The sequence below is a fragment of the Rhodococcus sp. EPR-147 genome, from assembly GCF_001647185.1.
GTDB lineage: Bacteria > Actinomycetota > Actinomycetes > Mycobacteriales > Mycobacteriaceae > Rhodococcoides.
In genome coordinates, this window is the sequence record NZ_LVCU01000063.1 from 1 (window position 1) to 14,460 (window position 14,460).

General features: G+C 64.5%; 13 protein-coding genes and 1 tRNA gene. 9 read left to right on the forward strand and 5 right to left on the reverse strand.

What is annotated here, in order from left to right:
- On the forward strand, positions 1-2,357 hold a 2,357-nt coding region (mfd, locus tag A2J02_RS02880; RefSeq protein WP_068046520.1), incomplete at its 5' end, for a transcription-repair coupling factor.
- 2 nt (positions 2,358-2,359) lie between these two features.
- Positions 2,360-3,274 (forward strand): MazG family protein, encoded by a 915-nt coding sequence (locus A2J02_RS02885; protein WP_068046524.1) that lies wholly within the window; start codon positions 2,360-2,362, stop codon positions 3,272-3,274.
- 107 nt (positions 3,275-3,381) lie between these two features.
- Here the strand turns inward: A2J02_RS02885 and A2J02_RS02890 are convergent, their stop codons facing one another.
- From A2J02_RS02890 to efeU, 4 genes are all read right to left on the reverse strand, one after another.
- The gene (locus A2J02_RS02890) at positions 3,382-4,023 is read right to left on the reverse strand and encodes a dihydrofolate reductase family protein (RefSeq protein ID WP_068046527.1); all 642 of its coding nucleotides are present in this window, start codon (positions 4,021-4,023) and stop codon (positions 3,382-3,384) included.
- 134 nt (positions 4,024-4,157) lie between these two features.
- The gene (gene efeB / locus A2J02_RS02895) at positions 4,158-5,408 is read right to left on the reverse strand and encodes an iron uptake transporter deferrochelatase/peroxidase subunit (RefSeq protein WP_082898902.1); all 1,251 of its coding nucleotides are present in this window, start codon (positions 5,406-5,408) and stop codon (positions 4,158-4,160) included.
- Complete coding sequence (gene efeO / locus A2J02_RS02900) at positions 5,389-6,528, reverse strand: iron uptake system protein EfeO (RefSeq protein ID WP_068046530.1); 1,140 nt, start codon at positions 6,526-6,528, stop codon at positions 5,389-5,391. The genes efeB and efeO overlap by 20 nt, the downstream gene beginning before the upstream one ends.
- 14 nt (positions 6,529-6,542) lie before the next feature.
- Entirely contained in the window at positions 6,543-7,424 is an 882-nt protein-coding gene (gene efeU / locus A2J02_RS02905; protein WP_068046532.1) for an iron uptake transporter permease EfeU, read from the reverse strand.
- Positions 7,425-7,601: 177 nt separating this feature from the next.
- Here efeU and A2J02_RS02910 point away from each other — a divergent pair, with 177 nt between their 5' ends.
- The 7 genes from A2J02_RS02910 to A2J02_RS02940 all read left to right on the forward strand — a co-directional run bounded on the left by A2J02_RS02910 (position 7,602) and on the right by A2J02_RS02940 (position 13,603).
- Positions 7,602-8,324 carry a lytic transglycosylase domain-containing protein gene (locus tag A2J02_RS02910; RefSeq protein ID WP_094639811.1) on the forward strand — a complete coding sequence of 241 codons (723 nt, stop codon included), beginning with the start codon at positions 7,602-7,604 and terminating at the stop codon, positions 8,322-8,324.
- Positions 8,325-8,412: 88 nt separating this feature from the next.
- Positions 8,413-9,699, forward strand: coding sequence for a phosphopyruvate hydratase (eno, locus tag A2J02_RS02915; RefSeq protein ID WP_068046535.1), 1,287 nt, complete (start codon positions 8,413-8,415; stop codon positions 9,697-9,699).
- Positions 9,700-9,733: 34 nt separating this feature from the next.
- Complete coding sequence (locus A2J02_RS02920) at positions 9,734-10,447, forward strand: FtsB family cell division protein (RefSeq protein ID WP_231911399.1); 714 nt, start codon at positions 9,734-9,736, stop codon at positions 10,445-10,447.
- Complete coding sequence (locus A2J02_RS02925; protein ID WP_032404265.1) at positions 10,444-10,974, forward strand: DUF501 domain-containing protein; 531 nt, start codon at positions 10,444-10,446, stop codon at positions 10,972-10,974. Before A2J02_RS02920 ends, A2J02_RS02925 begins: the two co-directional genes overlap by 4 nt.
- A complete protein-coding gene (locus A2J02_RS02930; RefSeq protein ID WP_068046538.1) occupies positions 10,971-11,915 on the forward strand; it encodes a Ppx/GppA phosphatase family protein in 945 nt (314 codons plus the stop codon). Before A2J02_RS02925 ends, A2J02_RS02930 begins: the two co-directional genes overlap by 4 nt.
- A 115-nt stretch (positions 11,916-12,030) precedes the next feature.
- On the forward strand, positions 12,031-13,482 hold the full coding sequence (locus A2J02_RS02935) for a short-chain fatty acid transporter (protein WP_068046540.1): 1,452 nt from the start codon (positions 12,031-12,033) through the stop codon (positions 13,480-13,482).
- Between the two features lie 44 nt (positions 13,483-13,526).
- Positions 13,527-13,603, forward strand: a tRNA-Leu gene (locus A2J02_RS02940).
- 382 nt (positions 13,604-13,985) lie between these two features.
- Here A2J02_RS02940 and A2J02_RS02945 read toward each other — a convergent pair.
- On the reverse strand, positions 13,986-14,460 hold a 475-nt coding region (locus A2J02_RS02945), incomplete at its 5' end, for an alpha/beta hydrolase (RefSeq protein WP_197477913.1).

The following is a 14,460-nucleotide window of genomic DNA, read 5'->3' on the forward strand; positions in this document are numbered from 1 at the left end:
TCATCTCCGTCGCGGGCGCAGGCACCGCCACCCGCATCATCGAACGCCTCGCCGAGGCCGAAGTGCCTGCAGCGCATCTCGATTCCGGTGCGGTCCCGGTCGCCGACGTCGTGAACGTCCTGTGCGGATCGTTGCATGACGGTCTGGTGTTTCCCGACGCGAAACTCGTGGTCGTCACCGAGAGCGACCTGACCGGCAACCGCGTGGCCGCAGCGGGCGAGGGACGCAAGCTCCCGGCGAAGCGTCGTAATCAGGTCGATCCGCTCGCCCTCGTCGCCGGCGACAGTGTCGTGCACGATCAGCACGGCATCGGCCGATTCGTCGAGATGGTCGAACGCACCATCGGTGGTGCCCGACGCGAATACCTGGTCGTCGAGTACGCACCCAGCAAGCGTGGCCATCCCGGAGACCGACTCTTCGTCCCGATGGACTCGCTCGATCAGCTCTCGCGTTACGTCGGCGGCGAGCTCCCGTCTCTGAGCAAGCTCGGTGGATCCGACTGGGCCAACACCAAACGCAAGGCGCGCAAGGCAGTTCGCGAGATCGCCGGCGAGCTGGTGCAGCTGTACGCGGCTCGTCAGGCCGCTCCCGGGCACGCCTTCGGACCCGACACCCCGTGGCAGCTCGAGATGGAAGATGCGTTCGGATTCACCGAGACGGTCGACCAGATGACGGCCATCACCGACGTCAAGGCCGACATGGAGAAGGCGGTTCCGATGGACCGCGTCATTCTCGGTGACGTCGGCTACGGCAAGACCGAGATCGCGGTTCGCGCCGCATTCAAGGCGGTGCAGGACGGGAAGCAGGTCGCCGTGCTGGTGCCGACAACGCTTCTGGCGCAACAGCATCTGCAGACTTTCACTGCCCGTATGGCGTCGTTCCCGGTGACCGTCAAGGGGCTCTCGCGCTTCACTCACGGTTCCGAATCCAAAGAGGTCATGGCAGGGCTGGCCGACGGTACGGTCGACATCGTCGTCGGTACGCACCGGTTGTTGCAGACCGGTGTCGCTTGGAAGGACCTCGGATTGGTCATCGTCGACGAGGAGCAGCGCTTCGGCGTCGAGCACAAGGAGCACATCAAGTCGCTTCGAACCCACGTCGACGTCCTGACGATGTCTGCGACTCCGATCCCGCGAACGCTCGAGATGAGCCTGGCCGGCATCCGCGAGATGTCGACCATTCTCACTCCGCCCGAGGAGCGGCACCCGGTGCTCACCTACGTGGGTGCGTACAACGACAAGCAGGTCGCCGCGGCCATCAGGCGTGAGCTGCTGCGTGACGGCCAGGTGTTCTTCGTGCACAACCGAGTCAGCTCGATCGACAAGGCCGCCAAGAAGATTCGCGATCTGGTGCCGGAGGCCAGGGTGGCGACGGCGCACGGTCAGATGAACGAGGAAACACTCGAGCGCACCGTGCAAGGGTTCTGGCAGCGCGAGACCGACGTCCTGGTGTGTACCACCATCATCGAGACGGGTCTCGACATCTCCAACGCCAACACCCTGATCGTGGAGCGGTCCGATTCGCTCGGCCTGTCGCAGTTGCACCAGCTGCGTGGCCGAGTGGGCCGTAGCCGCGAGCGTGGTTACGCGTACTTCCTGTACCCGCCCGAGAAGCCGCTCACCGAAACCGCCTACGACCGACTTGCGACCATCTCGCAGAACTCCGACCTCGGAGCCGGTATGGCCGTGGCGATGAAGGACCTCGAAATCCGCGGTGCCGGAAACGTTCTGGGAGCCGAGCAGTCCGGCCACGTCGCAGGCGTCGGATTCGACCTGTACGTGCGGCTCGTCGGTGAAGCAGTCGAGGCGTACCGCGCGGCCGCCGACGGAAAGCCCATCACCACCGACGAAGCCCCCAAGGAAGTGCGCATCGACCTGCCCGTCGACGCCAACATTCCACCCGACTACGTCACCAGCGATCGGTTGCGCCTCGAGGGTTACCGAAAGCTCGCTGCGGCAGCCGATTCCGAGGGCATCGACGCGGTCATCGAAGAACTCGTCGACCGGTACGGTCCGCTGCCCGAGGAGGTGGGTCGACTGGTCTCCATCGCCAAGCTGCGGCTGATCGCCAAGGAATACGGCCTGACCGACGTCAATGTTGCCGGAACGCAGGTGAAGCTGGCTCCGATGGACCTACCCGATTCCAAGCAGATCCGCCTCAAGCGGCTCTACCCGAGCGCTGCCTACCGGGCGACGACCGGTGTGGTGCAGTTGCCGCTGCCGCGCGTCGAAGGCGGCGGAGTGGGGGCGGCGCGCGTACGCGACGTCGAATTGGTGCAGTTCATCGCCGATCTCATCCTATCCTTGGACGGTAAGCCATCTCGGTCGGTGTTGTTGGAGCAAACAGTGGGGGTGTAGCGGTGACGGTAGTTCTGCTCGACCCTGTTCGGCCCACGCAAGTGCCGGTTGATGCTGTCGAATTCCTCGGCGGTGCAGTGCAATTCACCGAAGAAGTGCCGGTGCGAGTGCGGTGGCTGTTCTCGGGAACCGCTGCGCCCGACGCCTTCGACGCGGTGCTGGTGAGCACCGATCCCGCCAACCCCGACGTCCAGGAACGGATTGCACGCGGAGAACGGGTCATCGCCGGCGAGAAGCTGCCCGGTGACGACCTCATCGCGGCGGTCCGGCTCATGGATCGGCTGCGCACCCTCGGCGGATGGGAAGCGCAGCAGACCCACGAGTCGTTGCGCGGCTACCTGCTGGAAGAAACGTACGAGCTGCTCGACGCGATCGCCGCGGGCAACCTGGTGGACTTGCGCGAAGAACTCGGAGACCTGTTGCTGCAGGTGCTGTTCCATTCCAGAATTGCGCAGGATGCCGCCGAGAACGCGTTCGATGTCGACGACGTCGCCGCAGGACTGGTCGCCAAACTCACCCATCGCAGCCCGCACCTCGGTCGAACGGGCAATGGCCCCATCGACATCGCCGAACAAGAGCGAGCCTGGGAAGAGAAGAAGGCGTCGGAGAAGGCACGCGGATCCTGCGTCGACGGAATCGCCCTGTCTCAGCCGTCACTCGCCCTGGCGCAGAAAGTGATCGGACGGGCCACCAAGGCAGGCCTGCCCGACGAGCTGATCCCCGACGGCCTACGCGTCGTACACATCGGGATCGACCACTCACACGGAGGAGACAGTGCCGAGGACCTGCTGAGGCGTCGGGTACTGGATTTCGCTGCGTTGATCCGTAATGCCGAAGCCTCGGCCCGCAACGCAGGCATCGGGCCGGGGGAGATGTCCGCACTCGACTGGATCGAACACTGGGGTCTGCGAGGCTGACTGCCCCGCCGCCGCCCGCCCTCTCTCGGTACCCTCGTCCCTCGGGTTGGGATCAATGTGGGGTTCAGTCGGTCAGAGTGCAACAAAGTCGCATTGATCCGGCCCGGCTACCTGCGCCAGAACAAGTGATGAGTGATGCCGCTGCTACTGGGGACGATCTCGTGCTCGAATCTGTCGTTCAACTCGTCGGGTGAATCCCACAGCTTCAGGCCCGAGCCGAATTCGATGGGCGAGACGACGATGTGCATGGTGTCGACGAGATCGGCGTCGAGGAATTCCCGAATACTGGTGACGCCGCCGCCGAGTCGCACGTCCTTACCGTCGGCTGCCTCCTTTGCTTGCTTCAGTACTTCGGAGGGCTTCCCGTCGACAAAGTGAAACGTTGTGTCGGAGAGCGTGATCGAGGGTCGCTCGTGGTGGGTGAGCACAAAGACGGGAGTGTGGAACGGCGGCTCGTCACCCCACCAGCCCTGCCATTCGTGGTCGGTCCACGGTCCGCGTTGGGGTCCGAACTTGTGCCGGCCCATGATCTCGGCACCGATGTTGTTCGCGAAGTCGCGGGCGAAGTAGTCGTCGAGTCCGCGACTACCACCCGAACCGGCGTTTCCAGGGAAGCTGGCGGTGCCGAAGTACCACCCCATCAGGGCCAGATGGTCGAGTCCGAACGGGCTCTCGAAGCTCTGGTCGACCCCCGCAGCGATTCCGTCGCTCGACACGGTGAAGTTCTGTACCCGAACGAGCTGTCCCATGTGTGCTCCCGAAGTCGATGATAGAACGTACGACGTATGGACCGAGCCGACTGTACAAACTCATCGCTCGACCGCGTCAATGGACCACTGCAATGCAAGGGTCCATTGACGCGGACGGGGGTGGCGGGGCCCGCCTACTCGAACAGCGTCGAACCCCAGTACTCGGATTCTTCGACGCCGGGTGGGCAGGCGAATACCGCAGACCCAACGTGTTGGATGTATTCGTTCAGTGCGTCCTTGCGCGAGAGTGCCAGTTGCATCGGGACGAATTGGGTCAGTGGGTCGCGGCAGTAGGCGATGAAGAACAGTCCGGCGTCGAGGTGGCCGAAGCCGTCGGATCCGTCGGTGAAGTTGTATCCCCGACGCAGGAGTTGGACGCCACCGAGGTTTTCCTTCGACGCCAAGCGCACGTGGGCGGTCTTGTCGATGAAGGTGCCCTCGGGACCCTGGGAATCGAAGTCGAGGGCGTCGAATTCGTCCTTCTGTCCCAGCGGCGCGCCGGTGCCCTTGCTGCGTCCGATCACTCGCTCCTGTTCCTTCAGCGTGGTGCGGTCCCAGGATTCGATGAGCATGCGGATTCGACGCGCCACGAGGTAGGAGCCGCCGGCCATCCATTCCTGATCGTCGTCGGCAGCAACCCACACGTTGTCGTTCAGCAGTGTCGGGTCCTCGGCCTTGAGGTTGGCCGTTCCGTCCTTGAAGCCGAACAGGTTTCGAGGGGTCGCCTGGGTGGTCGAGGTGGACGACGTGCGACCGAACCCGAGTTGCGACCACTTGACCGACACGGTGCCGAAGCCGACGCGAGCGAGGTTGCGGATGGCGTGGACGGCCACCTGGGGGTCGTCGGCGCAGGCCTGGATGCACAGGTCTCCGCCGGAGCGTGCGGGATCGAGGTTGTCGGCAGGGAAGTGCTGCAGATCGGCAAGGGACGCTGGCCTTTTCGACGCCAGGTCGAAGCGATCGAACATGCTCGGACCGAAACCGATGGTCAACGTCAGCGACGACGCCGTCAGACCGAGAGCTTCGCCCGTATCGGTGGGTGGGTTGTACTGCCCGCCGTCGACCGCGCCGCCGTCGAACGTCTCCTCGCCGCGAGTGAGACGCTCGGCCATCAGCGTCCACTTCTTCAGCAGCGCAACGAATTCGTCGCGGGAGTCGGTGGTGATGTCGAAGGCGACGAAGTGCATGCGATCCTGTGCCGGGGTGACGATTCCGGCCTGGTGCTCTCCGCGGAATTCGACCACATCCGATGTCGGCACCTCGGCACCCGACGCCGTCGCGTGTCCCGCGAGTGCCCCGACTCCCACGAGTGCAGCACCGGTCCCGACGGCACCGAAGAGGCGCCGCCGGGAGAAGGTTCCAGTCTTATTGTCCGGCAACGACACCCTGCACCTGGCTCACTTCGGCGGACAATGCGTCGATCTTGTTGGACAGTTCCTGGCGCTGCGGCTCGGTCACGGTGTCGTAGAAGACGAAGCCGTCGCCGTTGCGGTACTTGGCGAGTTCGGCATCGAGTTCGGCGAAGCGTGCGTCGATCGCGGTGCCCAGCTCGGCGTTGCGCTCGTCGAGGATGGGGCGGACGGCGGCGATGGCGGCCTGCGAGCCGTCGACGTTGGCCTGGAAGTCCCACAGGTCGGTGTGGGAGAAGAAGTCCTCTTCGCCGCTGATCTTGGTCTTGGCGACCTCGTCGAGCAATCCCTGTGCGCCGCCTGCCACCTGGATCGGGTCGATGGTGAAGTCTTCGGCCTTGATCTTGTCGGCCAGTTCGGTGATGTCTGCCTGCAACTGATCGGCCATCGCGTTGGTGTCGGGCTGCAAACCCTGCGTCCACAGGTCCTTCTCGATGCGGTGGAAGCCGGTCCATTCGGCCCCGGGCTCCACGTCGGGTTCACGCAGATCGATGCGGGGGTCGAGGTCGTCGGGGAAGCTCTCGGCGACGGGCTCGATACGCTCGTAATAGCTACGCGTGATGGGGAATTGGGTCTTGGCCGCGTCGACGTCTCCGCTCTTGACAGCGGTGACGAACGAGGCAGTAGTGTCCTGCAAGGCATCGATCTGGCTGACGACGTACCGCTTGTACCCGGCTGCGGCCTCGGTGAGGAGTCCGTCCTCGTCCGCGGTGCGGACCGAGTCGCCGGTGACGACGTAATCGGCGCGGATGCCGTCGCCCACCATCCCTGCCTTGCAGGCGGTTTGGTACGTGCCGGGATCGGGCAGGGCGACGATGAGCTGACGCGTCAGGCCGGGTCCGATGTTCTCCACCTCACCCATGACGCGGTCACCCTGGCCGTAGACGTAGAACTCGGTGACCTTGCTGCCGTTGTTGGTGATTTGGAACGTCGAGTTTCCGGTGGTGCCCTCGGAAGCGCCGACGTCGCACGAGGAGTCGGTCGCGGTGACAACAATATCGCCCGACGCGGCCTCGGTGGAGGACTTCTCGGTGCAGCCGGCCAGAGCCATCGGCAGAACCGCGACGGCGGCCAGAGCGTAGGTGGTACGACGCATGGTGGTGGTGCCTTTCAGGAGGATTGCAGAGCAGGCTCGGGTGTCGCGGGAACGCGGACCGGGCGGAGGAAGAGGTAGAGGACGATCACGATGTAGAGCACCCACGTGATCGCTTGGAACACAGTGGGTTCGGGCCGGAAGTTGAAGATGCCGGCGAGCACGGTTCCGTACCAGCTCGAGGCGTCGAAGTGTGCGGTGATGTCGAAGGCGACGGTGCTGCCGCCGGGGAGGACTCCACCGATCTGCAGTGCGCGGATGCCGTAGGCGAGGATTCCGGCGGCGACGACGATCAGGAAGATGCCGGTGTACTCGAAGAACACCGCGAAGTTGACGCGCACGGCGCCGAAGTAGAGGAATACCGTCAGCACGGCGGCGACGACGATTCCGAGCAGCAGTCCCAGCAGTGGCCACAGGCTGCCGTTGGTGTTCTCGGCGTAGCCGACCATGAGCAACGCGGTTTCGACGCCTTCGCGGCCGACGGCGAAGAACGCCAGCGTCAGGACGGCAGCGGGCCCGACTGTCAGCGCCTTCTCCATGTTCGCCCGCAGTTCTCCGGAGATGTTCTTCGCGGCGGTGCGCATCCACAGCACCATCGCCGTCACGATCACCACAGCGACGAGTGACGCCGCTCCGGCAATGATCTCGGCGGTCAGCCCGGTGACGGTGGACGTGCCGTAGTGGATCACGAAGAAGATGGCGGCGACCATGGCGACGGCCAGGCCCACTCCGAGCCAGACCCACTTGAGCGCGTCACGTCGATCGGCTTTGACGAGGAACGCGACGAGGATCATCACGACGATGCCGGTCTCGAGCCCTTCGCGCAGGCCGATCAAGCCGCTGCCGAACATCTGGGTGGCAATCGACGGCGCTGAGCCTGCGGCGGCGAGAACTGGCATGAATCAGGCTCCTGCGGTGCGTCGAACATTGGTACGCCTTCCCTCGCAAAGGGTAGGCGACCCTCATGTGTGAGGGCTGACCAGAACATACACCCTGCAACCCGGCCCGAATACGCGTTGACCAGGGGTTATCTCTGTCTTTAGCTTTCTATTACCTTGCGTGTGCAGGATGGAGTGGTGATCTCCCGTATCTGCGTGCTCGCCACAGCGTCGGTCCTTCTCGCGTTGACGGCGTGCGGCACCGGCGAACCCGAGCGCGAGATTCCCGAGGGCATCCCGCCCGGCCCCGGCACCGAAGTACCGGCCATCGATTTCAACGCGCCCGGGCGGACGGCCGATCTGTTGCTCGCCTGGGCCGAACCGCAGACCGAAGCGTTGGGCATTTCGGTGACCGCGTTGGCGTCGTACGGGCACGCGGCGGCGATCATGACCGAGACGGATGCCGATTGCGGAATCGCGTGGACGACGCTCGCCGGAATCGGCTACATCGAAAGTCGGCACGGCACCTACCAGGGTTCGTCGGTCGCGCCCGACGGCCTCGTCGCACCGCCGATCCGCGGAATTCCTCTCGACGGCGGACCGGGCGTCGCCGAGATTCCGGACACCGACGGCGGCGTCATGGACGGTGACACCGAGTTCGACCGGGCCATGGGCCCCATGCAGTTCATTCCCGAGACGTGGAAGAAATGGGGTGTCGACGCCAACGGCGATGGCGTCGCCGATCCCGACAACATCGACGACGCAGCGCTGACCGCGGCTCGATACCTGTGTGCGCGTGGCGGTGATCTGCGGACCGCGCAGGGCTGGGAGACGGCGTTGATGGCCTACAACCTGTCGGGTCAGTATCTGCGGGATGTGCGCGATCGTGCGGCCGCGTACTCGGTGGGCACCAGGCCGTAGGACCTCCATGCATCGCGGACATCACAGGGGAGCGGTTAGTCTTGCACCCGGCACAGTCCGTCGGTACCCGTTTATAGGAGAAGCATTCGTGGCCATCATTGAGCAGGTCGGAGCGCGCGAAATCCTCGATTCTCGTGGCAACCCCACGATCGAGGTCGAGGTCGCATTGGACGACGGGACGCTGAGTCGCGCCGCCGTTCCCTCCGGTGCATCCACCGGTGAGCACGAGGCCGTCGAGCTTCGTGACGGCGGAGACCGCTACGGCGGCAAGGGTGTCGAGAAGGCCGTCAATGCAGTGCTGGACGAGATCGCTCCCGCGGTCATCGGCCTGGACGCCATCGAGCAGCGCACCGTCGACCAGGCTCTGTTGGACCTGGACGGCACGCCCGACAAGTCTCGCCTCGGCGCGAACGCCCTGCTCGGTGTTTCGCTCGCGGTCGCGAAGTCCGCTGCCGAGTCCACCGGACTCGAACTCTTCCGCTACCTCGGTGGCCCCAACGCGCACATCCTCCCCGTTCCGATGATGAACATCATCAACGGTGGCGCGCACGCCGACAGTGGCGTCGACGTGCAGGAATTCATGATCGCCCCCATCGGCGCACCGACTTTCAAGGAGTCGCTGCGCTGGGGTGCGGAGGTCTACCACGCACTCAAGTCCGTGCTCAAGGCCAAGGGCCTGGGCACCGGCCTCGGCGACGAGGGCGGCTTCGCTCCCGACCTCGCCGGCACCAAGGCTGCCCTCGATCTCATCCTCGAGGCCATCGGCAAGACCGGCCTCAAGCCCGGTCAGGACGTTGCGCTCGCTCTCGACGTGGCGGCCACCGAGTTCTACACCGCAGGCACCGGCTACGCCTTCGAGCGTGAGACCAAGTCCGCCGAGGAGATGTCGGCGTTCTACGGCGAGCTCGTCGACGCCTACCCGCTCGTTTCCATCGAGGATCCGCTCGACGAGAACGACTGGGACGGCTGGGTTGCGCTCACCGAGGCCATCGGCGACAAGGTGCAGATCGTCGGCGACGATCTCTTCGTCACCAACCCCGAGCCTCTCGAAGGCAGCATCGTCAAGGGTGCGGCCAACGCACTGTTGGTCAAGGTCAACCAGATCGGCACGCTCACCGAGACCCTCGACGCAGTCGATCTCGCGCACCGCAACGGCTACAAGACGATGATGAGCCACCGGTCCGGCGAGACCGAGGACACCACCATCGCTGACCTGGCAGTTGCCGTCGGCAGCGGCCAGATCAAGACCGGTGCTCCGGCTCGAAGCGAGCGCGTGGCCAAGTACAACCAGTTGCTGCGTATCGAAGAAGCTCTGGGCGACGCGGCGCGTTACGCCGGCGAGTTGTCTTTCCCCCGGTTCAATTACGAGGGATAGCGAACAGGCTCGTATGACACGAAGTGGAGAGTGAATGATGGCACGGCGCGGCAGGTCCGGGACCAGTCCAGGTGGACGTGATCCCCGACCCCGTGGCCGTTCCTCCTCTTCGAGTCGGTCCAAGGCCGGGGGCGTCTCGCGTGACGCGAACGCCTCCGGCCGGCAGGCCACCCCGCCGGAACCCTCCGAGCAGGTGCGCGACGCGGTGGTCGGTGGCAAGGCCGCGCCCCGACGCGTCGGAGTTCGCCGGCCCAAGATGCCCGAGCGAACGTTCTTCGGACTGTCCACCGGACGAGCCGTCATTCTCGGTGTCGTGGTGTGTGCGCTGGCACTGACGCTGGCAGTACCGCTGCGTACCTACTTTTCGCAACGCAGTGAGCTCGAATCCGTGTTGGCCGAACGGCAGGCGCTGCAAGACGACGTCAGCCGCCTGCAGGTTCAGAAGTCTCAACTCGACGAGCCGTCCCGCATTGCGGCCGACGCTCGCGAACGTCTGCGTTTCGTCATGCCGGGAGAGACGCCCTATCAGGTGCAGCTGCCCGGCGACTACTCGCCGAGCTCCGAGGACCTCGCAGTGGACAACACTCCGACGGGACCGTGGTACACGGAATTGTGGAACACCGCGGTCCAGCCACAGGGATCGGACGAGCCCCCGGAGCCGACGTCCGCACCGATGCCTCTCGTACAGCCAGAACCCGCGCCGGCCGTGCCGCCGGTGCCAGAACCAGAAGGAGGACCGGTCGGGTGAATTCCTCGGCAGTCTCGCAGGAAGATCTCGATGCGGTCGCATCGCAGCTCGGACGTGAACCGCGTGGCGTACTCGAGATCGCGTACCGATCTCCGGACGGCAGGCCTGGTGTGGTGAAAACCGCCCCGAAGCTGCCCGACGGCACGCCTTTTCCCACCCTGTTCTACTTGACGGACCCGCGGCTGACGGCCGAGGCGAGTCGGCAGGAATCGGCCGGCGTGATGCGCGAGATGACCGAACGTCTCGGTACCGACCCGGAATTGGCTGCGGCGTACCTGCGCGCCCATCAGTCCTATCTGGCCGAGCGTGACGAGATCGAATCTCTCGGAACCGATTTCACCGGTGGCGGCATGCCCGATCGGGTCAAGTGCCTCCATGTGCTGATCGCGCACTCGTTGGCCAAGGGCCCGGGCGTCAACCCGCTGGGTGATGAGTCGGTTGCGTTGGCCGCCGAGAATTCGTTGCGCGGCAAAGCTATTCCGGCCGACTGGCCGACCATCGAAGAACTACGTGCGGAGAAATCATGACCAGGGTTGCAGCAATAGATTGCGGCACCAACTCGATCCGCCTGCTCGTCGCCGACAACAACGGCAAATCCCTCGCCGACGTCGCTCGTGAGATGCGCATCGTGCGACTCGGCCAGGGAGTCGACGCCACCGGAGCATTCGTTCCCGAGGCCATCGAGCGCACCCGGGTGGCGTTGGTCGAATACGCCGAGATCATTCGCAAGACCGGGGCCACCGCAATGCGCATGGTCGCCACCTCGGCCACACGTGATGCGTCCAATCGCGAGGACTTCTTCTCGATGGTGCGCGAGGTACTCGGCAAAGTCATCCCCGGTGCCGAGGCCGAGGTGATCACCGGCGACGAGGAGGCTCGGTTGTCCTTCGCCGGCGCTGTCGGTGAACTCGACTCTGCTGCAGGACCTTTCCTGGTTGTCGACCTGGGCGGCGGTTCCACCGAGCTCGTACTGGGCGACGCCAAAGGAGTGAAGGCCGCGTTCTCGGCAAACATTGGCTGCGTCCGTCTGACCGAGCGTTTCCTGCATTCCGACCCGCCCACCGCCGACGAGATCAACGGCGCGCGTGAATACGCCCGCGAGAAGTTGGCGGAGGCGTTCGAGGAAGTGTCGATCGGCGACGCGTCGAGCTGGGTGGGGGTGGCCGGCACGATGACGACCATTGCCGCCATCGCCAAGGAATTGCTCGAGTACGACGCAGATGCGGTGCATTTGTCCCGTGTGCCATTCTCGGAGTTGTTCGAGGTGTGCGAGCGACTGATCGGCATGACGCATACGCAGCGAAGTGCGTTGGGCCCCATGCACCCCGGACGGGTCGACGTCATCGGCGGCGGCGCAATTGTGTGCAGTGTGTTGGCCGAGGAGTTCGAGCGACGCGGTGCTGTGAGCTCGTTGACGGTCAGTGAGCACGACATCCTCGACGGCATCGCGATGTCCATCAAGATCTGATCTGCAATTCTGCAGATGCGGTCTGCGGTGATGTAGGTTGCATCACTGCATGATTCGGTGAAACCTTACATGTGCTGTGGCCACGTCACGGCTCCCTTCGAGGTGAGGACCACCGATGACGTCACCCGCCGAGCAGATTCCGGCCGATCAGGCGCCGGCCGAGAAAGGTTTGGCGCGCGTCGCGCAGATGCTCGCCAGGGGAACCGAGAAGTGGTTTCCCGACGCCTACATCTTCGCTCTCGTCGGCGTGGTGGTCGTGGCTGTCGCTGCTTTCGCCAACGGGTCGTCTCCGCAGAACGTCGTCGACGCGTTCGGAAACGGCTTCTGGGATCTGACCGCCTTCACCCTGCAGATGGCGATGGTCGTTCTCACCGGCTACGTCGTGGCCACATCTCCGCCGGTCGCCAGATTGATCACCCGATTGGCGCAGGTACCCAAGAGTTCCAGTAGCGCAGTCAGTTTCGTGGCTCTTCTGTCCTGCTCGGTGTCGTTCCTCAACTGGGGGCTATCGCTGGTTTTCGCAGGACTGCTGGCCCGTGCCATCGCGCGACGTGACGATCTCCGCGTGGACTACCGAGCGCTGGGCGCGGCTGCGTTCATGGGACTCGGGGCGGTGTGGGCGCTGGGAATGTCGTCCTCGGCTGCGCAGCTGCAGGCGACGGCCAGTTCGCTTCCGGCAACGTTGCTTTCGGTCACCGGTGTGCTCGACTTCGGTAAGACCATCTTCACGTGGCAGTCGTTGCTGATGTGCGTGATCATCATCGTGCTGACGGTCGTCATCGCACATGTGTCCGCTCCAAAGGGTGCCGCGATCAAGACTGCCGCAGACATGGAGGTCGATCTCGACGACACCGTCGCGGAGCCTGCTCCGCGTTCGAGGCCGGGTGAGTGGCTCGAGTACAGCCGAATCCTGCCCTTGTTCGCGGGAGCGATGACCACGGGATGGCTTGTCTCTCAGTTGTTGACGCTACCGGTGCTGTCGGTGGTCAGCAGCCTCAACGGGTATCTCCTGGTGTTCCTGATGCTAGGGCTGGTGCTGCACGGAACCCCGCGGCGATTCCTCGATGCAGTGAGTAAAGCAGTCCCCTCGACGGCCGGAATTCTGGTGCAGTTTCCGCTGTACGCGGCGATGGCGGCCATGCTCACCGAGGCGGAGGGCCGGGGAGGCGTCACGATCTCCGAGCATCTGGCGACCTTCTTCACCGAGGTCGGCTCCGGTGGCGGCTTCGCGGTGGTCATCGCGATCTACACCGTTGTACTCGGACTCTTCGTCCCGTCCGGCGGCGGCAAGTGGCTCGTCGAAGCGCCGTACGTGATGCAGTCGGCGACCGACGTACAGATGAACCTGGGCTGGACTGTTCAGATCTACAACGTCGCCGAGGCGCTACCGAACCTGATCAACCCGTTCTTCATGCTGCCCTTGCTGGCGGTTCTGGGTCTGCGAGCACGCGATCTGATCGGATTCACGTTCCTGCAGTTCATCTTTCACTTCCCGGTGGTCCTGCTGCTCGTGTGGCTCCTCGGCATGACCTTCGACTTCGTGCCGCCGGTCATCCCGGCGCAGTAGCAGCCCGATATGATCGTCACCGCTGGAGCCAGAGTCCAGCGGTGGCCCCTATAGCCCAATTGGCAGAGGCAGCGGACTTAAAATCCGCACAGTGTCGGTTCGAGTCCGACTGGGGGCACCAGAGTCCATATGGATCCGGAGGTTTCGTGCAACTAGCGAGTTTCGGTGGGTGACAACGCCCTCTGCTGACGTCACTGGATATGAATGGACAAGTGGCGCAGCGGACTTCAGATCCGCGCAGGATGTACGTTCTCCATCGTCGCCTCTTCGTATTCGTGCAGCGTGGGCCCAGTTTCCTGCAGGCCGATTTCTTCGCATGCGGCTCGGTATCGCGACGCTGTCACGACTGGACCTGGCTGACCTGTTCAACCTGCTCGAGACCCGCGGTGAGCGGCGTCCGAAGCCGACGCGCTGCACACCGATGCGATTGCGGTAGCTCGTGATTGAGCGCAGGGACGGCTGAGCCATCGAGCGGATCACGGCCGCTCGATGGCTCAGCAGGGTCAGATGGTGCAGCGCGCACCTTCATCCGGCAGTTCGAGGTCGATCAGGTAGTCGGCGACCGCTCCGTCGACACAGGCGTTGGCGGAGATGATCGTCCCGTGTTGGTTGCCGTCGACCGTGAGCAACCGCGCACCGAGGGTGTCGGCCAGGCTGATGCCGCCCTCGTGAGGCGTCACGGGGTCCCCGGTGGCCGAGATCACGAGCACTTCGGGAAGCCCATCGATGTCGGTGGCATAGGGGTATCCGAGTGTTGGCTCGGCCGGCCAGAACTCGCACCCGTCCTGCGCAGGGGGAGTGGATCCGGGGTCGAGGAACGGCACTGCCTCGTTGAGATCGTGGCCGAGCTGGGTCATCTCTTCTTCGGTGAACCGTTGCTCGTCGAGGCAGTTTATGGCGAAGAGCGCCTCGAACGAATTGGTGTACTCGCCACTGTCGGACCGGCCGTAGTACCCGTCGCGAATTGCGAGAAGAGCG

Coding starts and splice junctions, on each gene's coding strand:
- A2J02_RS02890 (WP_068046527.1), bottom strand. CDS start 4,023: ATGGGACAGCTCGTTCGGGTACAGAACTTCACCGTGTCGAGCGACGGA.
- efeO (WP_068046530.1), bottom strand. CDS start 6,528: ATGCGTCGTACCACCTACGCTCTGGCCGCCGTCGCGGTTCTGCCGATG.
- efeU (WP_068046532.1), bottom strand. CDS start 7,424: ATGCCAGTTCTCGCCGCCGCAGGCTCAGCGCCGTCGATTGCCACCCAG.
- A2J02_RS02920 (WP_231911399.1), top strand. CDS start 9,734: ATGATGGCACGGCGCGGCAGGTCCGGGACCAGTCCAGGTGGACGTGAT.
- A2J02_RS02930 (WP_068046538.1), top strand. CDS start 10,971: ATGACCAGGGTTGCAGCAATAGATTGCGGCACCAACTCGATCCGCCTG.
- A2J02_RS02935 (WP_068046540.1), top strand. CDS start 12,031: ATGACGTCACCCGCCGAGCAGATTCCGGCCGATCAGGCGCCGGCCGAG.